Annotated in this window: 22 protein-coding genes; 16 read left to right on the plus strand and 6 right to left on the minus strand. The window is 67.6% G+C overall.

Going from position 1 to position 22,459, the window contains the following annotated elements:
* Window positions 1-241 precede the first annotated feature (241 nt).
* Window positions 242-1,237, minus strand: coding sequence for a bifunctional riboflavin kinase/FAD synthetase (locus tag CDO44_RS27110; RefSeq protein WP_087783434.1), 996 nt, complete (start codon window positions 1,235-1,237; stop codon window positions 242-244).
* Between the two features lie 240 nt (window positions 1,238-1,477).
* On the opposite strand from CDO44_RS27110, the gene purN reads away from it, so the two are divergent.
* The 3 genes from purN to CDO44_RS27125 all read left to right on the plus strand — a co-directional run bounded on the left by purN (window position 1,478) and on the right by CDO44_RS27125 (window position 5,132).
* Window positions 1,478-2,113, plus strand: coding sequence for a phosphoribosylglycinamide formyltransferase (gene purN / locus CDO44_RS27115; RefSeq protein WP_233146385.1), 636 nt, complete (start codon window positions 1,478-1,480; stop codon window positions 2,111-2,113).
* Window positions 2,110-3,648 carry an RsmB/NOP family class I SAM-dependent RNA methyltransferase gene (locus CDO44_RS27120; protein ID WP_087783396.1) on the plus strand — a complete coding sequence of 513 codons (1,539 nt, stop codon included), beginning with the start codon at window positions 2,110-2,112 and terminating at the stop codon, window positions 3,646-3,648. Before purN ends, CDO44_RS27120 begins: the two co-directional genes overlap by 4 nt.
* 281 nt (window positions 3,649-3,929) lie before the next feature.
* On the plus strand, window positions 3,930-5,132 hold the full coding sequence (locus CDO44_RS27125) for an acyl-CoA desaturase (RefSeq protein WP_087783397.1): 1,203 nt from the start codon (window positions 3,930-3,932) through the stop codon (window positions 5,130-5,132).
* A gap of 107 nt (window positions 5,133-5,239) precedes the next feature.
* Here the strand turns inward: CDO44_RS27125 and CDO44_RS27130 are convergent, their stop codons facing one another.
* The 3 genes from CDO44_RS27130 to CDO44_RS27140 all read right to left on the minus strand — a co-directional run bounded on the left by CDO44_RS27130 (window position 5,240) and on the right by CDO44_RS27140 (window position 8,235).
* Window positions 5,240-5,644 carry a GFA family protein gene (locus tag CDO44_RS27130; RefSeq protein WP_087783398.1) on the minus strand — a complete coding sequence of 135 codons (405 nt, stop codon included), beginning with the start codon at window positions 5,642-5,644 and terminating at the stop codon, window positions 5,240-5,242.
* 153 nt (window positions 5,645-5,797) lie between these two features.
* Window positions 5,798-7,225 (minus strand): DHA2 family efflux MFS transporter permease subunit, encoded by a 1,428-nt coding sequence (locus tag CDO44_RS27135; protein ID WP_087783399.1) that lies wholly within the window; start codon window positions 7,223-7,225, stop codon window positions 5,798-5,800.
* 68 nt (window positions 7,226-7,293) lie between these two features.
* Window positions 7,294-8,235 carry a LysR family transcriptional regulator gene (locus CDO44_RS27140; protein WP_087783400.1) on the minus strand — a complete coding sequence of 314 codons (942 nt, stop codon included), beginning with the start codon at window positions 8,233-8,235 and terminating at the stop codon, window positions 7,294-7,296.
* Between the two features lie 159 nt (window positions 8,236-8,394).
* Between CDO44_RS27140 and CDO44_RS27145 the strand changes: the two genes are divergently transcribed.
* The 7 genes from CDO44_RS27145 (at window position 8,395) to CDO44_RS27175 (ending at window position 15,946) form a co-directional block, all read left to right on the plus strand.
* Window positions 8,395-9,237: a MaoC family dehydratase N-terminal domain-containing protein gene (locus CDO44_RS27145; protein WP_087783401.1), complete on the plus strand. Its 843-nt coding sequence runs from the start codon at window positions 8,395-8,397 to the stop codon at window positions 9,235-9,237.
* 27 nt (window positions 9,238-9,264) lie between these two features.
* Window positions 9,265-10,413, plus strand: a complete 1,149-nt coding sequence (locus CDO44_RS27150; protein ID WP_087783402.1) for an acyl-CoA dehydrogenase family protein — start codon at window positions 9,265-9,267, stop codon at window positions 10,411-10,413.
* Window positions 10,414-10,435: 22 nt separating this feature from the next.
* Window positions 10,436-11,797: an MmgE/PrpD family protein gene (locus CDO44_RS27155; protein ID WP_087783403.1), complete on the plus strand. Its 1,362-nt coding sequence runs from the start codon at window positions 10,436-10,438 to the stop codon at window positions 11,795-11,797.
* Window positions 11,794-13,005, plus strand: a complete 1,212-nt coding sequence (locus tag CDO44_RS27160; RefSeq protein WP_087783404.1) for a CaiB/BaiF CoA-transferase family protein — start codon at window positions 11,794-11,796, stop codon at window positions 13,003-13,005. Before CDO44_RS27155 ends, CDO44_RS27160 begins: the two co-directional genes overlap by 4 nt.
* Window positions 13,002-13,811, plus strand: a complete 810-nt coding sequence (locus CDO44_RS27165; protein ID WP_087783405.1) for a CoA ester lyase — start codon at window positions 13,002-13,004, stop codon at window positions 13,809-13,811. The genes CDO44_RS27160 and CDO44_RS27165 overlap by 4 nt, the downstream gene beginning before the upstream one ends.
* A 192-nt stretch (window positions 13,812-14,003) precedes the next feature.
* A complete protein-coding gene (locus tag CDO44_RS27170) occupies window positions 14,004-14,969 on the plus strand; it encodes a tripartite tricarboxylate transporter substrate binding protein (RefSeq protein ID WP_087783406.1) in 966 nt (321 codons plus the stop codon).
* 11 nt (window positions 14,970-14,980) lie between these two features.
* Window positions 14,981-15,946: a fumarylacetoacetate hydrolase family protein gene (locus CDO44_RS27175; protein ID WP_087783407.1), complete on the plus strand. Its 966-nt coding sequence runs from the start codon at window positions 14,981-14,983 to the stop codon at window positions 15,944-15,946.
* Between the two features lie 109 nt (window positions 15,947-16,055).
* On the opposite strand, the gene rpmG is transcribed toward CDO44_RS27175, so the two are convergent.
* Window positions 16,056-16,223 carry a 50S ribosomal protein L33 gene (rpmG, locus tag CDO44_RS27180; protein ID WP_087783408.1) on the minus strand — a complete coding sequence of 56 codons (168 nt, stop codon included), beginning with the start codon at window positions 16,221-16,223 and terminating at the stop codon, window positions 16,056-16,058.
* A gap of 24 nt (window positions 16,224-16,247) precedes the next feature.
* Window positions 16,248-16,484 (minus strand): 50S ribosomal protein L28, encoded by a 237-nt coding sequence (gene rpmB, locus CDO44_RS27185; protein ID WP_087783409.1) that lies wholly within the window; start codon window positions 16,482-16,484, stop codon window positions 16,248-16,250.
* Between the two features lie 481 nt (window positions 16,485-16,965).
* Here rpmB and CDO44_RS27190 point away from each other — a divergent pair, with 481 nt between their 5' ends.
* From CDO44_RS27190 to CDO44_RS27215, 6 genes are all read left to right on the plus strand, one after another.
* Window positions 16,966-17,664, plus strand: a complete 699-nt coding sequence (locus CDO44_RS27190; protein ID WP_087783410.1) for a TetR/AcrR family transcriptional regulator — start codon at window positions 16,966-16,968, stop codon at window positions 17,662-17,664.
* 66 nt (window positions 17,665-17,730) lie between these two features.
* Window positions 17,731-18,786, plus strand: coding sequence for a C4-dicarboxylate TRAP transporter substrate-binding protein (locus tag CDO44_RS27195; RefSeq protein WP_087783411.1), 1,056 nt, complete (start codon window positions 17,731-17,733; stop codon window positions 18,784-18,786).
* Window positions 18,787-18,805: 19 nt separating this feature from the next.
* A complete protein-coding gene (locus CDO44_RS27200; RefSeq protein WP_087783412.1) occupies window positions 18,806-19,381 on the plus strand; it encodes a TRAP transporter small permease subunit in 576 nt (191 codons plus the stop codon).
* Window positions 19,378-20,688, plus strand: a complete 1,311-nt coding sequence (locus CDO44_RS27205) for a TRAP transporter large permease (RefSeq protein WP_087783413.1) — start codon at window positions 19,378-19,380, stop codon at window positions 20,686-20,688. The genes CDO44_RS27200 and CDO44_RS27205 overlap by 4 nt, the downstream gene beginning before the upstream one ends.
* Window positions 20,689-20,700: 12 nt before the next feature.
* Complete coding sequence (locus CDO44_RS27210; protein WP_087783414.1) at window positions 20,701-21,477, plus strand: cyclase family protein; 777 nt, start codon at window positions 20,701-20,703, stop codon at window positions 21,475-21,477.
* Between the two features lie 14 nt (window positions 21,478-21,491).
* Window positions 21,492-22,454: a 3-keto-5-aminohexanoate cleavage protein gene (locus tag CDO44_RS27215; RefSeq protein WP_087783415.1), complete on the plus strand. Its 963-nt coding sequence runs from the start codon at window positions 21,492-21,494 to the stop codon at window positions 22,452-22,454.
* Window positions 22,455-22,459 lie beyond the last annotated feature (5 nt).

Raw genomic sequence — 22,459 nt, forward strand, 5'->3', positions numbered from 1 at the left:
TCCGCGGGGCGGGCAAGCTTCACATTCAAATATCGCAGGCCACGGAAGGCAGGAAGACCGCCATCTTTGCCAGCCAAGGCAACCCCCAGGATGCGGTGGATCCGGCTCCGCCGGTCCACCCGCATCGCCCCCACGGGACCCGGCGCCGGGCCGCCCCAAGGCGGGTCCCGGCCCCCTTGGGGGCTGCCGCGCAGCGGCTGGGGGTCCGCCATTCCGGGCGCGCGTAAGCGCGTAGGGGGGCCTAACTACTAATTCGATCCGTCGCGGAAGTGGCTAGGTCGGCTTGGCCCAAATGGCTGGACGCGAAATAGGCGCGAGCCTGGCGCGCGTCGTCCTCGATCGCCGCTTTCAGGGTCGGCAGATCGACGAATTTTTCTTCGTCGCGCAGCTTTTTCAGGAATTCCACCTGCACGAGTTTACCGTAAGCATTGCCGCTGAAATCGAAGACGTGGACTTCCAGCAGGACCCGGCCGCTGTCGTCCACCGTGGGACGGACCCCCAGGCTGGCCACGCCGGGCAGCGGCCCCGGAGCCAGTCCGTGCACCTGTACCACGAAGATGCCCGACAGCGCCGGACACCGGCGCGAGACGCGCAGGTTCAGCGTGGGAAAGCCCAGCGTGCGGCCAAGCTTCTGGCCATGGATGACGTGCCCGCTGACGCTATAGGGATGGCCCAGCAGTTCGGCCGCGCGCTCCAGGTCGCCGACGGCCAGCGCGGTGCGGATGGCCGAGCTCGAGATGCGTTGTCCGTGGTCCGTGACGGAATCCATGGATTCGACTTCGAAGCCATGGCGCTCGGCATTGGCGCGCAGCAGGGCGATGTCGCCGGTGCGGTGGGCGCCGAAGCGGAAGTCGTCGCCCACCAGCAGCCACTTCACGCGCAGCCCGTCGATCAGCAGCCGGTCGATGAATTCCTGCGCCGGCATCGAGGCCAGGCGCTCGTTGAATTTTTCGACCACCACGTGCTGCATGCCGTAGCGGGCCAGCGCGCACAGTTCGTCGCGCAGCCCCGCGATGCGGGTGGGCGCCAGTTCCGGCCGCTTGTGCAATTCGGCAAAGAATTCGCGCGGATGCGGCTCGAAGGTCATGACCGTCGGCACCAGGCCGCGCTCCTGGGCGACCTGGCGTACCCGGGCCAGGATGGCCTGGTGGCCGCGGTGCACGCCGTCGAAATTGCCGATCGCCAGGGCGCACGGCCGGCGCAGCGCGGGCGGCGGCAAACCCCTGAATATGCGCAGGGCGGGCGTCGGAGCGGGAGACGGGGACGGATTCAAGCCGGGGCAGGACCAGATGCGACAAAGCCCGGCGTTCCACGAATGCCGGGGACCATCCCCGATTATAGGCCGGTCCGGGGCGGCCCCGCGAACCGGGCCGCGGCGGCGCGGGCGATACGATACAATTCGCCGGTGCAAGCATCTCCTTTTTCCTCGGCTCGCCGGTGCCGGTTCGTCATCCTGATTTCCGGCCGCGGCAGCAACATGCAATCCATCACGCAGGCATGCCGCGACCAGGGCTGGCCGGCCGAGGTGGCTGCGGTGATCGCCAACCGCGAACAGGCGTCCGGGCTCGAGTGGGCCGCCGCCCAGGGCATTCCCACCCGGGTGGTCGCCCATCGCGATCATGCCGACCGCGCGGCGTTCGACGCCGCGCTGGCGCGCGAGATCGACGGTTTTTCGCCCGACTACGTGCTATTGGCAGGCTTCATGCGCATTCTCACCGACGACTTCGTGCGGCATTACGCGGGCAGGCTGGTCAATATCCATCCCTCGCTGCTGCCGTTGTTTCCCGGCCTGGGCACGCACCGCCAGGCCCTGGAGGCCGGCGTCCGGGTCCACGGCTGCACCGTCCATTTCGTCACGCCCGTGCTCGATCATGGCCCCATGATCGCGCAAGGCGTGGTACCCGTGCGCGAGGGCGATACCGAGGCGAGCCTGGCCGAACGCGTGCTGGGCATCGAGCACGTGGTCTATCCCGCGGTGGCTTCCTGGCTGGCGCAGGGCAGGGTGAGCCTGGACGACGGGAAGGTCGCGGTGCGCGGCATCGATGACCGCTGCTTCGGCCTGGCGGCCGACGGGGCCCGCGCCGCATCGCATCCGAGCGGAGGCAGGGCATGACGTCCGGGCGACCAGGTTCATCGCGTTCCGCGCGGCCGGCGGGGCGCCGCGACGGCGGTTCCTCCCGGTCCGGCGCCGGACGCCCGGCGACGCCCGCCAGGCAGGGCGCCCGGCCGGCTCAGCATCCCACGGCGCTGCGCGTCGACCAGGTGCGTTCCGCCCTGGGGGAGATCCTGCAGTGGTCGGGGCCCGCCGACCAGGTGCTGTCGCGCTGGTTCCGCGACCACCCCAAGCTGGGCGCCCGCGATCGCGCGGCGGTGGCCGAGGCCGTCTACGACGTGCTGCGCCACCTGCGCCGCTACCGGCACGTTGCCGAGGGCGGGCGGGGCGCCGCGACGCGCCGTCTCGCCATCCTGGGCCTGGCGGCCACGCTGGGCGCAAAGGAGGTCCTGCCGGCGCTGGACAGCGACGAGGCCGACTGGTTGCAACGGGTATCGGCCATTGCCGATGCTTCTCTGCCGCGCGAGATCCGCCTGAGCATCCCCGATTGGCTGTCCGAGGCGCTCGCCATCGAGGCGGACAGCGACAGCATGCTCGCGGCGCTGAATCGGGCCGCGCCGCTCGATATCCGCATCAATCCCATGAAAGCCGAGCGGGAGGCCATCCTGGCCGAGTTGCGCGCGGGCGTGGCCCATGCCATGGCCGAGCCCACGCCGTATTCGCCGTTCGGCATCCGGCTGCAGGGGCGGCCCGCGCTTACCCGCTGGTCGCGTTTCGAGGACGGCAGCATCGAGGTGCAGGACGAGGGCAGCCAGTTGCTGGCCCTGCTGGTGGCCCCCCGGCGCGGAGAAATGGTGATCGATTTCTGCGCCGGCGCCGGCGGCAAGACCTTGCTGCTGGGCGCGCTGATGCGCTCGACCGGCCGCTTGTACGCGTTCGACGTCTCGCAGGCCCGCCTGGCGCGCTTCAAGCCTCGCCTGGCCCGCAGCGGGCTTTCCAACGTCGTGCCGGTGGCCATCGCCAGCGAGAACGATGCCCGCGTCAAGCGCCTGGCGCGCAAGGCGCACCGGGTCCTGGTCGACGCGCCGTGCAGCGGCACCGGCACGCTGCGGCGCAATCCCGACCTGAAGTGGCGGCAGACGCCCGAGAGCGTGTCCGACCTCTGTGCGCTCCAGCGCAGCATTCTCGCCTCCGCCGCGCGCTGCGTGGCGCCCGGCGGACGCCTGGTCTACGCAACCTGCAGCATCCTGCGGGTGGAGAACGAAAGCCAGGTCGAGGCCTTCCTGGCCGCCAACCCCGACTTCGAGTTGCTGTCGGCGTCCGATATCCTGGCCGACCGCGCCGGCCCGCTGGGGCTGTCCGGACCCTACCTGAAGCTGCGGCCCGACGTGCACGCCACCGATGGGTTCTTCGCCGCGGTGTTCCAGCGGCGCCAGGGGCCGGCCGCGGAGCGGGCCGCCACCGCCGCGGTCGAGCTGCCCGAGCCCGATCCCGAACTGGCCGCGCTCGACGACGAGGCCGAAGCCGCCGATGGCGAAACGACCGGCAAGCCCTCCGCCGGTACGCCGGAGCAAGGGGCGGGCGGCGACAGCTGATAACCCTGGTTATACTAGGGTTATCCCTTCTTTGAAAAAGACTCGTGGCATCCCCATATTCGCGTTATCGTGTCGGGTGCGACAGCCATGGCCGGGACTCCGGCCATTTCGTTGCATGGCGTCGGTATTTCCCCTTAGGAACTGCGGCGCTTCCCCGATTTCTAACGATCTTGGCCTTGCCGGCTGCCATGGCGGGCGGCCGCCGTTTCGATTCCCCGTTTTTTCACGAGGCGCCCGGCGTCTCGCGTGCCGGTTCCGTGCCGGCCAGCCTGTGAGGTGTTATGGATTTTTTGCTTGCGTTCCTGTCCGACGGTCTACTTGATGCCTCGTGGTGGCAGATCGTGGCCTTCACCCTGGTAGCAACCCATATCACCATCCTCGCCGTCACCATATACCTGCATCGCTGCCAGGCCCACCGCGGGCTGGACCTGCATCCCGCCGTCGCGCATTTCTTCCGTTTCTGGCTGTGGCTGACCACCGGCATGGTCACCAAGGAATGGGTGGCCATTCACCGCAAGCATCACGCCCGTTGCGAACGCGAGGGCGATCCGCATTCGCCCATGGTCTACGGCATAGGCAAGGTGTTCTTCCAGGGGGCCGAGCTGTACCGGGACGAGGCCGGGAACCGCGAAACGCTGGACAAGTTCGGCCATGGCACGCCCGACGATTGGGTCGAGCGCAACATCTATTCCCGTTTCGGCTGGCAGGGCGTGGGCCTGATGATGCTGATCGACATCGCGCTGTTCGGCGCGATCGGCCTGACCGTCTGGGCCGTGCAGATGATATGGATTCCGTTCTGGGCGGCGGGCGTGGTCAACGGCATCGGCCATTTCTGGGGCTATCGCAACTATGCCAGCCCCGATGCCAGCCGCAACGTCTTCCCGTGGGGCATCGTGATCGGGGGCGAGGAACTGCACAACAATCACCATGCCTATGCCTCGTCGGCGCGTTTTTCCAACAAGTGGTACGAATTCGACATCGGCTGGGGCTATATCCGCGCGCTGGAAATCCTTCGCCTGGCCAAGGTGAAGAAGGTCGCCCCCAAGGTAAGGCTGGCGCACGGCAAGCCAGTGGTCGACCTGGAGACCCTGCAGGCCGTGATCACGCACCGCTACGAAATCATGGCGCGCTATGCCGACCTGCTCAAGCACGCCTGCCGGGACGAGATCGCGCGCTTGAAGGCGGCCAAGGAATCGCACCGGCAATCGAAACTGCTACGGCGCGCGCGGGCCCTGCTGCACCGGGCCGACGACGAGTCGCTGCCGGCTTCGCACCGTTCCGAACTGAACACCGTGCTGGCCGACCATCGTTCGCTGGCCATCCTGGTCGAGATGCGGCGCGAGCTCGCCGCCATCTGGGAGCGCTCGAGCGCTTCGAGCGAGCAGTTGCTGCGCGACCTGCAGGACTGGTGCAACCGCGCTCAGCAAAGCGGCATTGCGCGCCTGGAAGAGTTCTCCGCGCGCCTGCGCAGCTACGCCACTTGAGTCCGGTGCCCCGTCAGGGGCACCGCCGCCCATTTGCGTTCCTTGCCTGAAGGCGCCTCGCGGTTTCCGAGGCTGTCCACAAACCCCTGGTTTCCGCCGGGGGTTTTTTATTGCTCGGCAACGCCTTCAAGGCACAGCCAGCGGTGCTTTCGGTCGGACCAATGCAGCAACTGGGGCGCAGGGAAATCGGGGGCCTCCAGGCAACCGACCGATATCGAAAGAGCGTCATTCAACGCTTCCGCGCGCATGAAGACGACAGTGCCGCACGTGGGGCAGAACGTCTGCTCGAGCCACCGTCCCGACGAGCCGGTTCGCCGCCAGGAGCGGGTCGTGCCTTCGAGGCCGAGAATGGCCGCATCCGCAAAGATGGCCCGGTAGGCGAAGGCCGACCCGGTGCAGCGCTGGCATTCGGTGCAGCTGCACGCGTAGACGCGCCTGGGCTCGCCGGCAAGGGCGAGCCGTACGCCGCGGCAGGAGCACGTGGCTGTTCGTGTCTTGCCGCCACTAGGCATGGGCCGGCTCCCCGGCAGGTCGGCCCGCGCCGAGCAGGCGAATCATGGATGGCATGGAGGTTCTCCTATTGGCCGGAAGAGGGGCTCGACCGGCGTCGTTGTGGTCTGGCGGGCCGGGTTTGATGATACTTTCCATACTGGCGTTGAGAAGAACTAAGAGCCGGCCGTTCCGCTTTCACGCCCGTGGCCGCTCAGTTCCGCGCCGGCGTCGGCCGGAAGGCCCAGGCATTGCGTCACCGCCAGCGCGCCGAGCAGGCCCATGGCGGCGAAGGCCACGGTGAAGTCCGACAGCCGCACGCTGTCATGGCCCAGCGCCCGCATGGAGAAATCCAGCGCGAGCGCCGCCAGCCCGATGCCCAGCGCGGCGGTCATCTGCTGATTGGTGCTCGCCAGGCTGGTGGCTGCGCTCATGCGCGCCGGCGGGATGTCGGCGTAGACAATGGTGCCGTAGGCGTTGAATTGCAGGGAGCGCGCCAGCCCGCCCAGCAGGAGCAGCAGGTAGATGGCGAGCAGCGGCCATTCCGGCCGGAATGCGCCGCACAGGCCCAGCAGCAGGGCCGACAGCAGGCCGTTCCAGATCATCACGTTGCGGTAGCCGAAGGCACGCAGGAAGCGTACCGAGATCGCTTTCATGACCAGGCCCCCGACCGCGCCGGCAAAGGTGATCGCGCCGCTTTCGGCGGCCGACAGGCCAAAACCCAGTTGCAGCATGAGGGGCATCAGGAACGGAAAGCCGCCGTAGGCGACGCGGTACAGGAGGCCTCCGCGCATCGCCACCTGGAAGGTCGGGATCCGCAACAGGCTGAAGTCCAGCACCGGTTCCGGGTGGCGGCGGCTGTGCCAGCCATAGAGCAGGGCGCAGGCGCCGGCCGCCCCGAGCAACGATAGCGTGGTCGCCGACAAGCCGCCGTGGCCCAATCCTTCCAGGCCGACGATCAGGCTGGCCAGCGCCGCGGCCGACAGGACGAACCCCAGGTAGTCGAAGGACGTGGAGGGCGCATCGCTGCGGATGTCGGGAATGTAGACGGTGGCCAGGGCAATGCCGGCCAGGCCGATGGGAACGTTGATGTAGAAGATCCAGTGCCAGGACAGGTAGGTGGTCAGAAAGCCGCCGATGAGCGGTCCTACCGCCGGGCCCATCATGGCCGGGAACAGCACCCAGGACATGGCCGAGACCAGCTGGGATTTTTCCACCGTGCGCAGCAGCACCAGACGGCCTACCGGAACCATCATCGCGCCGCTCGCTCCCTGCAGCAGCCGCGCCGCGATCAGCCAGGGCAGGTTCTGGGCCAGGCCGCACAACACCGAACTGACGACGAAAAGGGCAATCGCTGCGCGGAACGTATTGCGCGTGCCGAAGCGGTCGGCGATCCTGCCGCTGATGGGAATGAAGGCGGCCAGGCTCAGCAGATAGGCCGTCATCGCGAAGTTCATGCGCACCGGATCGGCGTGCAGCGATTGCGCCATGGCCGGCAGCGCGGTGGAGATGATGGTGGAATCCAGCTGCTCCATGAAGAACGCGCTGGCGACGATCAGCGCGATGATCCGATAGCCGCCGCGTAGGGGCGTGGCATTACCCATGGAGCGTTCTCTGTGCAAAGGTGGAGCGTGCCGGGCGCGATCGTCGCGGCCGACGCGAGCCGGCGATTTTAGTCGCTTGCGGCCGTCGATGTCCCGGTCGCGGCGGCAGGCTCCCCGGCTTGCCGTCCGTACGCCTGGACCGCCTCGATCAGGGCGCGCACGCAGGCGGGCAAGGCTTCCAGCTCGCGCACCAGCAGGTCCCGCTCGCGCACGGCCCATGGCTCGTCGAGCGCGACGATGGCCAGGTCCATGGTGCGGCGGTGGCGTTGCGCCGCCGATTCGGGGATCACGCCTATGCCGACTCCCGCCTCCACCATGCGGCACACGGCCTCGAAGCTCGACACCTGTATGCGAAGGATGAGTTCCGCGCCGCGGCTTTCGACCTGTTCGCGCAGGAACGCCAGCAGGGTGCTGCCGTCGTGCAGGCTGATGTGCGGGTAGCGCAGCGTATCGTCCAGCGTGACCCGTCCGCGCGCCGCGAGCGGGTGGTCCGCCGGCACGACGAGTGCCAGCCGGTCGGTGCTGAAATGCAACCGCTCCAGTCCCGGGGCGGTGATCGGGCCGGCGGTGATGCCGAGGTCGGTCGATCCGTCCATCACGCCGCGGATGATGTCCCGGGTCAGGCGCTCCTGGAGGTCGACGGTGACGCCCGGGCGTTCGGCCAGGAAGCGCGCCAGGATCTCCGGCATGAATTCGGTTACCGCGGTGGTGTTGGCGAAGATGCGGATGTGGCCGGTGGTGCCGGAACCGCCGTCGGCGAATTCGCCCTTGAGCATGTCGACCTGGCGCATGACGTGCCGGGCGTGTTCGAGCAGCCGGCGTCCCGCGGGAGTGAGCTCCACGCCGCGGCTGTTTCGATACAAGAGGCGCGCATCGAGCTGGGCCTCCAGCTCCTTGATGCGGGTGCTGGCGGCGGCAAGCGAAAGGTGGGCGCGGCGGGCGCCCTGCGTCAGGCTGGGCGCTTCGGCAACGTGGATGAACAACCGCAGGTCGGCCAGATCGAAATGCATGGCGAAAGACGGGCGCGCAAAGACGCTACCTTACCCCATCGCCTTCCGTAACGGCGAAGGCTGGATAACAAAAATCAAAATTTACAGAAGGCTTCGCCCGGCGCATGCTTGCCGCATCGACCACTTCGCGCCTGCCGGGCGCTCCGCATGGAAGCACGCATGAACCAGGAGACCGCAGCTTCTCCCAGCGATTGGGTGGGCCGTACCGAATCGTCCGTCGACCAGATCAGCCACAACCTCGCCCGTCGCGTCGCGGCGACGCTGGGCCAGCCCGCGCCCGAGCCGGGCGCCGGTTTGCCGCCTCTGTGGCATTGGGCCTATTTTCAGGAGCCTGTCGAGGCCGCAGGGCTCGGCGCGGACGGGCATCCCGCCCGGGGCGGGTTCCTGCCGCCCGCCGACCGGCGCAACCGGATGTGGGCAGGGGGCCGGCTCGAATTCCTCCATCCGCTGATCGTGGGCGAAGGCGCGACGCGCACCTCGACCATCCTGTCGGTCGAAGAGAAGGCTGGCCGCACCGGCGCCCTGCTGTTCGTGACCGTCCGGCACGACTACGAGCAGCGCGGCAGGCTCGCGGTGCGCGAGGAGCAGGACATCGTCTATCGCGAGCCTTCTCCGCCGCGCACGGCCGATCCGGCGCCGCTGCCCGTCGCCGAATGGTCGGAGACCATCGTGCCCACTTCCACCTTGCTGTTCCGGTATTCGGCCGTGACCTTCAATGGACATCGCATCCACTACGACTGGCCTTATGCCACCGGGGAAGAGGGCTATGCCGGCCTGGTGGTGCACGGGCCCCTGATCGCCACGCTATTGGTGGCGGCATTCCAGCGTGCCCACCCGCAACTGCGGCCGACGCATTTCTCGTACCGCGGCGTGCGTCCGCTGATCGCGCCCACGGCTTTCGCGGCCGCCGGCAGGATGGCGGGCGAGGGGGTCGCGCAGCTATGGGCCGGCAATGGCGACGGCGCCGTGCAGCACGGCGAACTGCGCTTCGCTTCGCGATAGCGCGAATATTTCGGACTCGGAATCAGCATGGAAGACTATGACGACATCCGCCAGGGCGTGCGCGCGCTCTGCACCCGCTACGATGCCGCCTATTGGCGCAAGGTCGACGAAGCGCGGGGCTTTCCCGATGATTTCGTGCGCGCCCTGACCGAGGCCGGCTGGCTGAGCGCCATGATCCCGGCCGAGTACGGCGGCTCGGGGCTGGGGCTGTCCGAGGCATCCGTCATCCTCGAAGAGGTCAACCGCTGCGGGGGCAATTCCGGTACCGTGCACGGCCAGATGTACAACCTCTTCACGCTGGTGCGGCATGGTTCCGTCGCGCAGAAGGAATATTTCCTGCCCCGTCTGGCCAGCGGCGAATTGCGCCTGCAATCCATGGGCGTGACCGAGCCGACCACGGGCACCGATACCACCAAGATCAAGACCACTGCCGTGCGGCGTGGAGACCGCTATGTGGTCAACGGACAGAAGGTCTGGATCTCGCGCGTGCAGCATTCGGACCTGATGATCCTCCTGGCCCGGACCACGCCGCTGGCCGAGGTCGCCAAGAAGACCGAGGGCATGTCCATCTTCCTTGTCGACCTGCGCGAGGCCATCGGCCGGGGAATGGACGTGCGGCCCATTCCCAACATGGTCAATCACGAAACCAACGAGCTGTTCTTCGACAACCTGGAACTGCCCGCCGACAGCCTGATCGGCGAGGAAGGGAAAGGCTTTCGCTACATTCTTGACGGTCTCAACGCCGAGCGCACGCTCATTGCCGCCGAATGCATCGGCGACGGCCGCTGGTTCGTCGAGCGGGCGCGCGACTACGCCAGCGAACGCCAGGTATTCGGACGGCCCATCGGCCAGAACCAGGGCGTGCAGTTCCCCATCGCCGAGGCCCACATCGAGGTGGAGGCCGCCGACCTGATGCGCTGGCGCGCATGCCGCGAATACGACGCGGGCGAGAACGCCGGCGCGAGCGCCAATATGGCCAAGTACCTGGCCGCCAAGGCATCGTGGGAGGCCGCCAACACCTGCCTGCAGACCCACGGCGGCTTCGGCTTCGCCTGCGAGTACGACGTCGAGCGCAAATTCCGCGAGACTCGGCTCTACCAGGTGGCGCCGATCTCCACGAATCTCATTCTTTCCTACGTGGCCGAGCATTTGCTGGGCCTGCCGCGTTCGTTCTGAAGCCGGCATGGAGGAGACGACGATGCCCGCGACGGGCGAACTGTGCGAGTTCCTCGCCGGACTGCAGTTCGGCGACCTGCCCGCGCCAGTGGTGGACCGGGCCGAAGAGCTGTTTTTCGACTGGGTGGCGTCGGCGCTGGCAGGCAAGGGCGCGCATCCGATACCGCTGTTCGAAGGTTATGCCGCCGCCATGGGACCGGCCGGCGGCCGTTGCGCCATCCTGACCGATCGCCGGACCACTTCGGCGCATTTCGCCGCGCTGGTCAATGGCGCGGCATCGCACGTGGCGGAGCAGGACGACCTGCACAACGGTTCGGTCCTGCATCCGGCCACCGTGGTATTTCCCGCCGTATTCGCCGCCGCCCAGGACCTGCGCAAGTCGGGCGCCGACATGCTGCTGGCGGCGGTGGCCGGCTACGAGGCCGGCGTGCGCATCGGCGAGTTCATGGGGCGTTCGCACTACCGGATATTCCATACCACGGGTACGGTCGGCACGCTGGCCGCGGCCGCCGGCGTGGGCAAGCTGCTGGGACTGGATGCGTCCACGTTCGCCCATGCGCTCGGATCGGCCGGAACGCAGGCGGCCGGGCTTTGGGAATTCCTGCGCGAGGCGGCCGATTCCAAGCAACTGCATACTGGCCAGGCCGCGGCCTCGGGGCTGCTTGCGGCCTACCTCGCCGCCCAGGGCCTGACCGGCGCGCACGGCGTGCTGGAGGGCCGGCAAGGCATGGCGGCGGGCATGTCGTCGGACGCCGATCCTTCCCGTCTGTGCGATCGCCTGGGGCGGCGCTGGGCCACGCTCGAGACCTCGTTCAAATTCCATGCCTCGTGCCGGCACACCCATCCCGCCGCCGATGCGCTCTTGCATCTCATGCGCAGGGAAGGGCTTGCGCACGGCGAGATCGCGGCGATACGGGCGCGGGTGCATCGCGCCGCGATCGACGTGCTGGGCGGCGTGACCGAGCCACGCACCGTGCACCAGGCGAAATTCTCCATGGGCACCGTGCTCGGCCTGGTCGCCGTGTATGGCCGCGCGGGGCTGGAGGAGTTTCGCGATCATGCGTTGACCGACCCCGCCGTGGCGGAGATCCGCCGGCGCACCGCCATGGTGGAGGATGAAGAGGTCGATCGCGCCTATCCCGCCCGCTGGCTCGGCCGTGTGGAGGTCGAGACCCGCGACGGCCGCCTGCTTCGGGCGGCCATCGACTCTCCCAAGGGCGACCCGGACAACACCCTGTCGCGCGCCGAGCTCGAGGCCAAGCTGCGCCGCCTGGCGGCGTTCTCGGGCGCGGCGGAACCGGCCGAGATCGACGCCTGGATACCCAGGCTGTGGAGCCTGCGCCGCGTGGACGATTTGTCGACATTCATGCTGGACCGGTCATGAGCGCTGCCTTCCCATCTCCTTCGCCCCGTCCGCTGGACGGCATTACTGTCCTGAGCCTGGAGCATGCCATCGCCGCGCCGTTCTGCACGCGCCAGTTGGCCGATCTCGGCGCCCGGGTCATCAAGATCGAGCGTCCGGACGCGGGCGACTTCGCGCGCGGCTACGACGAGCGCGTGCGCGGCCTGTCATCCCACTTCGTCTGGACCAACCGCTCCAAGGAAAGCCTGGCCCTGGACCTCAAGCAGGAGGGGGCCCGGGGCGTGCTGGAGCGCCTGCTGCCCAAGATCGACGTGCTGGTGCAGAACCTCGCCCCCGGCGCCGCGGCGCGCCTGGGACTCTCTTTCGAGGCGCTGCGGGAACGCCATCCGCGCCTGATCGTCTGCGATATTTCCGGTTACGGCGACACCGGCCCCTATCGCGACAAGAAGGCCTACGACCTGTTGATTCAGAGCGAGGCGGGCTTTCTCTCGGTGACGGGGACGCCGGACGAGCCGTCCAAGGCCGGCGCCTCGGTGGCGGACATCGCCGCCGGCATGTACGCCTATTCGAGCATCCTGGCCGCGCTCTTGCTGCGCGCAACCACCGGCGAAGGCAGCCGCATCGACGTTTCCATGCTCGAGAGCATGGTCGAGTGGATGGGCTACCCCATGTACTACGCATTCGACGGCGCGCCGCCGCCCGCGCGCTCGGGCGCCGCGCACGCCACCATCTATCCCTACGGCCCGTTTCCCGCCGGCGACGGCGGCACGGTGATGCTCGGCCTGCAGAACGAGCGCGAATGGCGGGTGTTCTGCGAACGGGTGCTGCGCCAGCCGGAATTGGCCGAAGACCCGCGCTTCGACGCCAACTCGCGCCGCACGGCCAATCGCGCCGCATTGCGCGACATCATCGTCGCCGCCTTCGCGCGCATGAGCGCGGACGAAGTCATCGCGGCGCTGGAGGAGGCGCAGATTGCCAACGCCCGCGTCAACGACATGGCCGGTGTATGGAACCATCCGCAACTGGCCGCGCGCGGGCGCTGGGCAGAGGTCGGCAGCCCGGCCGGCATGCTGCCTGCCTTGCTGCCGCCCGGGGCGAGCAGTGCCTTCGCGGCCCGCATGGATGCCATACCGGCGCTGGGGCAGCATACGGCCGGCATCCTCGCCGAGCTCGGTTATGGCGACGCCCAGATCCAGGCATTGCGCACCCAGCGTGCGATCGGCCCATGAGGGGCGTACGCTCGGCCCTCTTCGTACCCGCGGATCGTCCCGAGCGCCTGCCCAAGGCGCTGGCGAGCGGCGCCGACGCCGTGATCGTCGATCTGGAGGATGCGGTGCAGGATGGCGCCAAGGAGGCGGCGCGCCAGACCTTGGCGGGATTTCTGGAGGCCCATGCCGGCGCGTGCGTCGTCGTCCGGGTGAACGCCGCGGATACCTCGTATTTCGACGACGATCTCGCGCTGTGCGCGCGATCGCCGGGGGTGGCCGCCATCATGTTGCCCAAGGCGGATTCGGCTGCCGTCGTCGCCCATGCCGCGGCGAGCGGCAAGCCGCTATGGCCGCTCGTCGAGAGCGCCCGGGCGGTCTTGGCGCTGCCCGAACTGGCACGTGCAGAAGGCGTGGCGCGGCTGGCGTTCGGTTCGGTGGATTTCGCGCTGGACCTGGGTCTGGATGCGGCCACGCCAGCCGGCCGGGCGATGCTGGACGACGTTCGTCATCGGCTCCTGCTGCATGCCCGCGCCGCCGGGCTTGCCGCCCCTCTCGATGGTGTCCATCTCCGGCTCGATGACATCGCGGGATTGCGCGCGGAGGCCGCCCGCGCACGTGGCGCTGGCATGGGCGGGATGTTGTGCGTCCATCCCTTGCAAGTGCCTGTCGTCAACGAGACGTTCCAGCCATCCGGGGAAGACCTGCAATGGGCGCGGCGAGTGGTGCAGGCCGCCAGCGGCGAGCGGGGGGCCTTCAAGCTGGACGGCCGGATGGTGGACGCGCCCGTCATTCGTCGAGCGCGGGCGATCCTCGACCGGGCGGACTAAGGCATGGCAATGGCCTGTCCGGCACAGGCGGCACGGGTGTCCCGAAAACGCTTCGTGGCCGGCATGAAATGCCGGATTGCCGCGCAGCCGGGCGGCTTTCGGCAACAAAAACCGCCATTCGCGTGTTAGTGTTCACCAGCGCGCGGCCGTCCGCGGTACGCGCCAGAACAATACCTATTCAGGAGACACGCAATGAACCCACGCCATGCGGCGCTGGCTGCCGCACTGTCGTGTCCGCTCGCTGTCATGGCGGCGGATGATTTCCCTTCTCGCCCCATTACCCTGGTCGTTCCGTTTTCACCCGGCGGCGTATCGGACACCACCGCCCGGCCGCTGGCGCCCTTGATGGCCAAACGCCTCGGCCAATCCGTCATCATCGAGAACCGTCCCGGCGCCGGCGGCGGCGTAGGCATGGCCCATGTAGCCAAGGCGGCTCCCGACGGCTACACGCTGATGATGGCGCTGCCGAGCATTTCGGCGATTCCCGCCGCGGACAGGCTGACCGGCAAGACGCCGTCGTATGCGACCTCGCAGTTCATGGCCATCGCGCGCATGTCGGCCGATCCGACGGTACTGGTGGTGCGCAACGATGCGCCCTGGAAGTCGGTGCAGGAACTGGTGCAGGCGGCGAAGGCCAGGCCCGGGACCGTCAGCTATAGCTCTTCGGGCATCTACGGGACCACGCACGTCGCCATGGAGCGTTTCGCCCATGCCGCGGGCATCAAGCTGCTGCACGTGCCCTATGGCGGTGGCGGCGAACAGGTGACGGCGTTGCTGGGCGGGCATGTCCAGGCTTCAACGCAGACCTACGGCAATATCTCGGGCCACATCAGGAGCGGCAAATTCAGGCCGCTGGCAGTGCAGGGCGCTGAACGCCTGGCGAGCCTTCCCGATGTGCCGACGATGAAAGAACTGGGCTACGACGCCGAATACTACCTGTGGGCCGGGTTGTTCGCGCCGGCCGGCGTCCCCGAGCCCGTCATGATGCGGTTGCGCGCAGCCGTCCGGGATGCCGTCGCCGATCCGGCGTTCTCGAAAGCCATGGCAGGGATGGGAACGCCCGTGCAGTACCAGGACGAGGCCGATTTCGAAGCATTCTGGCGCGCCGACGAACGGCACCAGACCCAGGTCATCAACAGCATCGGCAAACTCGAATAGCAAGGATACCCATGAAGTATGCAACTTATCGCCGCAACGGCGTCCATCGCGTCGGCATCGTCGACGGTGCCGATCTGGTCGATCCTCAATCGGTCGAAGAAACCGTGGGAGGGCTGGGGCGCGAGGTGGGCTGGTTCGCCGACATGACCGAGGTCATTCGCCATGCGCCGCGGTCCCGCGAACTGGCCGCGCGGGCCGTGGCGATTTCCGCCGATCGGGGTGTGGGACGCCTGGCCCTGGACGAGGCCGAGCTGTGCGCCCCCATGCTTCCCTCCACCATTCTGTGCGCGGGCAGCAACTACCTCAGCCATAACGCCGAGAAGGCAAGCTCGGATACCAGCGGCAAGGAGCCCGAGTTCTTCGTCAAGACGGCCGACTGCGTCGTCGGCCCGCACGACGACATCGTCCACGATCCGGTGCTGACGCGCAAACTGGACGGGGAGGTGGAACTGGCCGTCGTCATCGGCAAGCCGGGCCGGCACATCCCGCGTGAGCGGGCATTGGAGCATGTGTTCGGCTACACCATCGTCAACGACGTGACGGCTCGCGACCGCCAGGTCCGCTTCCGCCCGGACGGCAGCAGCTGGTACGAGCTGGGCAGGGGCAAGGTGTTCGACACCAGCGCGCCTGTCGGTCCCTTCATCGTCGACACCGACGGCATTCCCGATCCCCAGGATCTGGGAATCCGTTCATGGGTCAACGGCGAGCTCAGGCAGAACAGCCATACCGGGCAGATGATCTGGACCGTGGCGGAACTGGTCCACGTTTTCTCGATGAATCTCACCTTGCGGCCGGGGATGATGATCATCACCGGTACGCCGAGCGGAACGGCCTGGTCCACCGATAAGGAGCTGGGTGGCAAGTGGTCGGGAGGCAATGGCATCGTCCCGGCGTCGGGCTACCTGCGGCCTGGCGACCTGATCGAGTGCGAGATCGACGGGATAGGCAGGCTTCGCAACCGAGTGGTCGCGGCTTGATGCCCGTGCGTGCGTGAAGCATTGCGGCGCGCACGCAACGCCATGGCAATAAAAAACCTCGCCCAGGCGAGGTTTTTTATCGGACCGGCGAACCGGCGTACCGAGCCGATTACTTCAGCTTGGTTTCCTTGTATTCGACGTGCTTGCGCGCGACCGGATCGAACTTCTTGATCAGCATCTTTTCCGGGGTGGTGCGCTTGTTCTTGGTCGTGGTGTAGAAGTGCCCGGTGCCGGCGGTGGACTCGAGCTTGATCTTTTCACGTATACCCTTGGCCATGGTGTGCTCCTGTGGACCCGGTGGTTAAACGGCTTCGCCGCGGGCGCGCAGATCGGCCAGCACGGCTTCGATGCCGTTCTTGTCGATGGTGCGCAGGGCGTTCGTGCTCACGCGCAGGCGAACCCAGCGGTTTTCGCTTTCGACCCAGAACTTGCGGTATTGCAGGTTCGGCAGGAAGCGGCGCTTGGTCTTGTTGTTGGCGTGGGAAACGTTGTTGCCCACGATCGGACCTTTACCGGTTACTTGACATACTCGTGCCATGGCGACACCTCTTCTATTTCGTGAATTCGGGATAGGGATCCGGGGATCGGCAGTGCCGGATGTTGCCCCGAATTTCCGGCGTGCCCGGCAAGATGGATGATGTCGGACCCGGTTCGCACTGTTCTCAAGGCACCCCGGCGGAAAACCAGAATGCGTTGAAAGCGTGCGTCAAAAGCATCCGCAAGCTCGCTTGCGAAAGGCTTTTCCCAGGGCGCGTTCTCTCGCGGACCAAAGGCAACGCCGTAAAGCTCGCAAGAATAGCATGGAATCCGCTTTGTTTTCAAGGCGTTGTTTATGCCGCAGCCGCGCCTGGCTGCGGCGTCGGCGCGGCCGGCTCATTCGCGCCGCCATTCTAGCGAACCCCCGGTGAATCCCGGCGCCCGGCTGTGCCGCGCCATGCGGGATTGCTCGACAACCCTATGTTGACTGATCGATCAGTCAGGATATAGGCTCTGCCCGACGATGTTTCCGGGATACCGCCTTGACCGAGCCAAACGCCAGCACCGCCATCCTCGATGCCGCCGAGCGGGTTTTCGCCCTGCATGGGTTCGATGGCGCCAGCATGCGGCAGATCGCTACCGAGGCCGGGGTGGCGCAGGCGCTCCTGCACTACCACTTCGGCACCAAGGAAAAGCTCTACGAGGCCATGTTCGCCCGGCGCTCCGACGCCATCAACGCGTTGCGCGCGGCCGAGCTGGACCGCCTGTTCGGGCCGGAAGGACAGGGCAAGCCCGCCCTTGGCGACCTGCTGGAGGCCCTGTTCCGGCCGACCGTGGAGTTCGGGCACGAAGGGCAGGCCGGCAATCTGTTCTCGCGGGTGCTGGCCGCCACCGCCAATGCGGACGACGAGCGCTCGCGCACCCTGATCGCCGCGCACTACGACGCCATCGCCCGCCGTTTCATCGAGGCCTTCCGCCGCATCCTGCCCCAGCTGGACCAGGCCGATGCGGTGTGGTCCTACATGTTCGCCATCGGCGTGGGCATGACCATGATGTCGGCCACCGGGCGGGCGGGCCGCCTGTCCGGCGGCGTCTGCGACGACGGCGACGTCGACGCCGTCATGGCCCGGCTGGTGCCTTTCATCAGCGCCGGCATCGAGGCGCTGGCCGCCGGGCGCGCCGCTGGAATGGGCGGTCCGCCACCCGTTCTTTCCCCGCGCGCCGGCCCCGGAGGCGAGTGAACCCAGGTTTTTTCCCAAACCGCAAGAACCGGGCCGCACGAGCCCGGCATCCCCAAGGAGACCTCCATGCGCATTCTTCCGGCCGCTTTCGCGGCCTTGCTGGCCACCGCTTCGGTGGCGGTGCAGGCCAAGACCGTCACCGTGACCCTCGTCAACGGCCACCCGCCCGTGTTCCGGTGGGTCAAGCACCTGCAGGAAACCTTCGTGCCCGCGGTCAACAAGGCGCTCGAAGGCTCGGACATCAAGATCGAATGGAAGCAGCAGTACGGCGGTTCGCTCGCCAAGGTGGGCGAGGAGCTGGAGGCGGCCCAGGACGGCGTGGCCGACATCGCGCTGGTGCCCACCATCTTCGAGCCCGCCAAGCTGCCGTTGCAGAACGTCACCTACTACACGCCGTTCGTTTCGACCGATCCGGGGTTGATCACGCAGGCCGTGCAGGACGTGCAGCGCAAGATCCCCGCGATGATGAAGGCGTGGGAAGCGAACGACGTGGTCTACATCGGGGGCGGCTTCGGCCTGGACGATTATCTGCTCTTCACCAAGTTCCCGGTGAAGAGCCTGGCCGACCTCAAGGGCCGCAAGATCGGTACGCCGGGCACCTCGATCAACTGGATGAAGGGCACCGGCGCCGTGGGCGTCGCGGGCAACCTGACCGAGTACTACAACGCCCTGCAGACCGGCCTCTACGACGGCGTGGTGACCTTCGCCACCGCCGCGGTGCCGGCCAAGATCCAGGAGGTCGCGCCCTACATCACCCAGATCGGCTACGGCGCGCAGTACTCGGGCGGCCTGGCGGCCAACAAGGATTGGTACGACGCCCAGCCCGAGGCGCTGAAGAAGGCGCTGGTGGCGGGGGCGGCGGCCTTCGAGCGCGCCTATACCGACGACCTGCGCAAGGCCACCGAGGCGGCGCTGCAGGAGTTGGTCGCCAAGGGCGGCAAGCTCAACCCGGACTCGACCAGCCTGCGCGCTTCGTACGCCCAGGCGCTGGAGGATCCGACCAAGGGCTGGATCGCCGAGCTGCAGAAGCAGAAGCTGCCCGCCAAGGAAGTGCTGGACGCCTACATGAAAGAAGTGCGGGCGGCCGGCGCCAAGCCGGTCCGCAACTGGGGCCAGAACTAGGCTTCCCCGGAGGTTCGCCATGTCCGAAGTTCCCGTCGCCGGCGAGGGCGATTTTCTCCCGCCGTCCCACCACCCCGTGCTGCGCGCGCTGGATGCCTGCACCGCCTTTCTGAACGCGCTCGGCACGTTGCTGATCGTGGGCGTGATGCTGGCCATCAACTCCGACGTGATCGGCCGCGCCTTCTTCGGCAAGCCGATCTCCGGCGTGCCGGAGATGGTCAGCATGTCCATCGTGGCCATCGTGTTCCTGCAGGTCGCGCATTCCTTGCGGCTGGGAGGGCTGACTCGCGCCGAGATCCTGCTCGACCGGCTGCCGCCGCGCGGCCGGGCCGGCCTGGAAGCCCTGTATTGCCTGGTCGGCGCGGGGTTCTGCGCGGTGCTCTTCAACGGCCTCCTGCCGCTGTTCGAGCGCGCCTGGACACGCAACCTGTTCGTCGGCGCGATCGGCGACTTCACCGCGCCGATCTGGCCCGTGCGGCTCGTCATGCTGGTGGGAACGGCGGCGCTCGGCTTGCAGTTCCTGGTGCGGGCCGTGCGCGCCGCATGCCTGGCCGGCGGCGCGCGCGGCCTGCCGCTGCAAGCGAGGGCATCATGAGCGATCTGGCCATCGGCGCGCTGGCGCTGTTCGGGATGGTGGGGCTCATCTATGCGGGCATGCACGTCGCCATCGCGCTGGCCGTGTGCTCCTTCCTCGGCGTGCTCGCGATCAAGGGCAGTTTCCTGATCACCGGGCGCATGCTGGCCCTGGCCGCCACGGAGTCCATCGACTCCTACATTTTCGGCGTGGTGCCCTTGTTCGTGCTGATGGGGTTCGTGGTTTCGCAGGCGGACATCGGCCGCGACGCCTTCGACGTCGCCAATCGCATGCTGGGGCGCATCAAGGGCGGCCTGGGCATCGCCACGGTGGGCGCCAACGCCATCTTCGCCGCCATCACGGGCATTTCCATCGCCTCGGCCGCCGTCTTCACGCGCGTGGCCGTGCCCGAGATGCTGCGGCACGGCTATACCAAGCGCTTCGCCTACGGCATCGTGGCCGGCAGCTCGGTGCTGGGCATGCTGATCCCGCCCAGCCTGCTGCTCATCCTGTACGGCGTGCTCACCGAGCAATCGGTGGGGGATCTTTTCCTGGCCGGGGTGGTGCCCGGCATCCTCCTCGCCGTGGCCTTCGGGCTGGGCGTCTATTGGCTGGCTCGGCGGCGGCCGGCGTTTGCCGGCACCAGCATCTCGGAAGACGTCACGCCCCTGTCCGTGGCGGCGATGGGACGCAAGGCGCTGCCCATCGTGCTGCTCATCGGGCTGGTACTGGGCGGCATCTACGGAGGTTTCTTCACCCCTACCGAGGCCGGCGCGGTAGGCGCGCTGGGCGCGGTCGTGATCGGGCTGTTCCGCCGCGCGCTGCCCCCCGGACGCATCTGGCGGGTGCTGACCGACACCGGCCAGGTCACCGCCGCCATCTGCTTTCTGATCATCGCCGCCAGCATGTATTCGCGCATGCTGTCGCTCAGCGGCCTGCCGGAGTTCCTGAGCGCGGCCATCGCCGCCAGCGACATCGGCTACTGGGGCATCATCATCGCCTACGTGGTGCTGATCGTCGCGATGGGCACGATCCTGGACAGCTCATCCATCCTGCTGATCGTGGTGCCGCTGTTCTATCCCATCATGAAGGCCTTCGGCATCGACCCGATCTGGTTCGGCATCGTTACCGTGATCGCGGTCGAGGTCGGCCTGCTCACGCCGCCGTTCGGGCTGTCCGTCTACGTCATCAAGGGCACGTCGCCCGACCGCACGCTCAAGCTGGGCGAGATCTTCCATGGCGCCATGCCGTTCGCCGCCATCATGCTGGCGGTGCTTGCCCTGATCCTGGTCTTTCCCTGGCTGGCCACCGGCCTGCTCCGGCGCTGAAAGGAGTTTCTCATGCCACGACGTTTCGTCGATCTTTCCGTTGCCCTGGACGACACCATCGCTTCGGACCCGCCCGGCCACCTGCCGCAGATCGCCTATCTGGACCACCGCTCGACGGCCGCCGACATGGCGGCGTTCTTCCCGGGCCTGGACGTGGCCGACCTGCCCGGCGGCGAGGGATGGGCCATCGAGCGGCTCAATGTCTCGACCCACAACGGCACCCACCTGGATGCGCCCTACCACTTCCACTCCACCATGGACGGCGGCGAACGCGCCATCACCATCGACGAGGTGCCGCTGGAGTGGTGCTTCAGCCGCGGCGTGAAGCTGGATTTCCGCCACTTGCCGGACGGCCACGTGGTAACGCCCGAGGAGGTCGAGGCCGAGCTGACGCGTATCGGCCACACGCTGGAACCCTATGACATCGTGCTGGTGAATACGGCGGCCGGCGCGCGCTACGGCCAACCCGACTATGTGTCCGCCGGCTGCGGCATGGGCATGGAGGCGACGCTCTACCTGACCGAGCGCGGGGTGCGCGTGACGGGCACCGACGCCTGGAGCTGGGATGCGCCGTTCGTGCATACCGCCAAGCGCTTCGCCGAAAGCAAGGATCCCTCCATCATCTGGGAAGGGCATCGCGCCGGCATGGCGCGGGCCTATTGCCACCTCGAGAAGCTCGGCAACCTGGAGAGCCTGCCGCCGCACGGCTTCACGGTCTCGTGCTTCCCCTACAAGATCCGGGGCGCTTCGGCGGGATTCACCCGCGCCGTGGCGATCTTCGAAGACTGAACCAGGAGCAAGCGATGAAAGACGCCCAAGCCAAGCCCGCCAGGCAAGCCGCATCCAAGGTCATCATCACCTGCGCGGTGACCGGCGGCATCCATACGCCGACCATGTCGGAGGCATTGCCGTACCGTCCGGAGGACATCGCGGCGCAGTCCATCGCCGCCGCCGAGGCCGGCGCGGCCATCCTGCACCTGCACGCGCGAGATCCCAAGGACGGCCGCCCCACGCCCGATCCGGACGTGTTCATGCAGTTCCTGCCCAGGATCAAGGAGGCCACCGACGCCGTCATCAACGTCACCACCGGCGGCGGCCTGAACATGACGGTGGAACAGCGCCTGGCCGCCCCGCTGGTGGCCAAGCCGGAAATGTGCTCGCTCAACATGGGATCGATGAACTTCGGCATCTACCCCATGGCCGATCGCTACAAGCAGTGGAAATTCGACTGGGAAGAGAACTACCTGCGCAACACCGACGACTTCATCTTCCGCAATACGTTTCGGGATATCGAACGCATCCTGAAGATGCTGGGCGAGGAACACGGCACCCGCTTCGAGCACGAGTGCTATGACGTCGGGCATCTCTACAACGTCGCGCATTTCGTCGACCGCGGGCTGCTCAAGCCGCCATTCTTCGTGCAGATGATCTTCGGCATCCTGGGCGGCATCGGCGCCGAGCTGGACAACCTGCTGTTCATGAAGCGGACGGCCGACCGGCTGTTCGGCAGCGATTACCGATGGTCCGTGCTGGCGGCGGGACGCCACCAGATGAATTTCGCGACGCAGGCGGCGCTGCTGGGCGGCAGCGTGCGGGTCGGGCTGGAGGACAGCCTGTACATCGGCAAGGGCCGGCTGGCGGCCTCGAACGCCGAGCAGGTCACCAAGATCCGCCGGATCCTGGAGGAAATGGGCCACGAAATCGCGACCCCGGACGAGGCCCGCGCCATGCTGGCGCTCAAGGGCGCGGACCGGGTCGGCTTCTGAGGCGC

Source organism: Pigmentiphaga sp. NML080357 (assembly GCF_002188465.1).
Taxonomy (GTDB): domain Bacteria; phylum Pseudomonadota; class Gammaproteobacteria; order Burkholderiales; family Burkholderiaceae_B; genus Pigmentiphaga.

Coding starts and splice junctions, on each gene's coding strand:
- CDO44_RS27200 (WP_087783412.1), top strand. CDS start 18,806: ATGTCCGAAGTTCCCGTCGCCGGCGAGGGCGATTTTCTCCCGCCGTCC.
- CDO44_RS27130 (WP_087783398.1), bottom strand. CDS start 5,644: ATGCCTAGTGGCGGCAAGACACGAACAGCCACGTGCTCCTGCCGCGGC.
- CDO44_RS27170 (WP_087783406.1), top strand. CDS start 14,004: ATGAACCCACGCCATGCGGCGCTGGCTGCCGCACTGTCGTGTCCGCTC.
- CDO44_RS27135 (WP_087783399.1), bottom strand. CDS start 7,225: ATGGGTAATGCCACGCCCCTACGCGGCGGCTATCGGATCATCGCGCTG.
- rpmG (WP_087783408.1), bottom strand. CDS start 16,223: ATGGCCAAGGGTATACGTGAAAAGATCAAGCTCGAGTCCACCGCCGGC.
- CDO44_RS27215 (WP_087783415.1), top strand. CDS start 21,492: ATGAAAGACGCCCAAGCCAAGCCCGCCAGGCAAGCCGCATCCAAGGTC.
- rpmB (WP_087783409.1), bottom strand. CDS start 16,484: ATGGCACGAGTATGTCAAGTAACCGGTAAAGGTCCGATCGTGGGCAAC.
- CDO44_RS27210 (WP_087783414.1), top strand. CDS start 20,701: ATGCCACGACGTTTCGTCGATCTTTCCGTTGCCCTGGACGACACCATC.
- CDO44_RS27140 (WP_087783400.1), bottom strand. CDS start 8,235: ATGCATTTCGATCTGGCCGACCTGCGGTTGTTCATCCACGTTGCCGAA.
- CDO44_RS27165 (WP_087783405.1), top strand. CDS start 13,002: ATGAGGGGCGTACGCTCGGCCCTCTTCGTACCCGCGGATCGTCCCGAG.
- CDO44_RS27175 (WP_087783407.1), top strand. CDS start 14,981: ATGAAGTATGCAACTTATCGCCGCAACGGCGTCCATCGCGTCGGCATC.
- CDO44_RS27160 (WP_087783404.1), top strand. CDS start 11,794: ATGAGCGCTGCCTTCCCATCTCCTTCGCCCCGTCCGCTGGACGGCATT.
- CDO44_RS27145 (WP_087783401.1), top strand. CDS start 8,395: ATGAACCAGGAGACCGCAGCTTCTCCCAGCGATTGGGTGGGCCGTACC.
- CDO44_RS27150 (WP_087783402.1), top strand. CDS start 9,265: ATGGAAGACTATGACGACATCCGCCAGGGCGTGCGCGCGCTCTGCACC.
- purN (WP_233146385.1), top strand. CDS start 1,478: ATGCAATCCATCACGCAGGCATGCCGCGACCAGGGCTGGCCGGCCGAG.
- CDO44_RS27205 (WP_087783413.1), top strand. CDS start 19,378: ATGAGCGATCTGGCCATCGGCGCGCTGGCGCTGTTCGGGATGGTGGGG.
- CDO44_RS27155 (WP_087783403.1), top strand. CDS start 10,436: ATGCCCGCGACGGGCGAACTGTGCGAGTTCCTCGCCGGACTGCAGTTC.
- CDO44_RS27125 (WP_087783397.1), top strand. CDS start 3,930: ATGGATTTTTTGCTTGCGTTCCTGTCCGACGGTCTACTTGATGCCTCG.
- CDO44_RS27195 (WP_087783411.1), top strand. CDS start 17,731: ATGCGCATTCTTCCGGCCGCTTTCGCGGCCTTGCTGGCCACCGCTTCG.
- CDO44_RS27120 (WP_087783396.1), top strand. CDS start 2,110: ATGACGTCCGGGCGACCAGGTTCATCGCGTTCCGCGCGGCCGGCGGGG.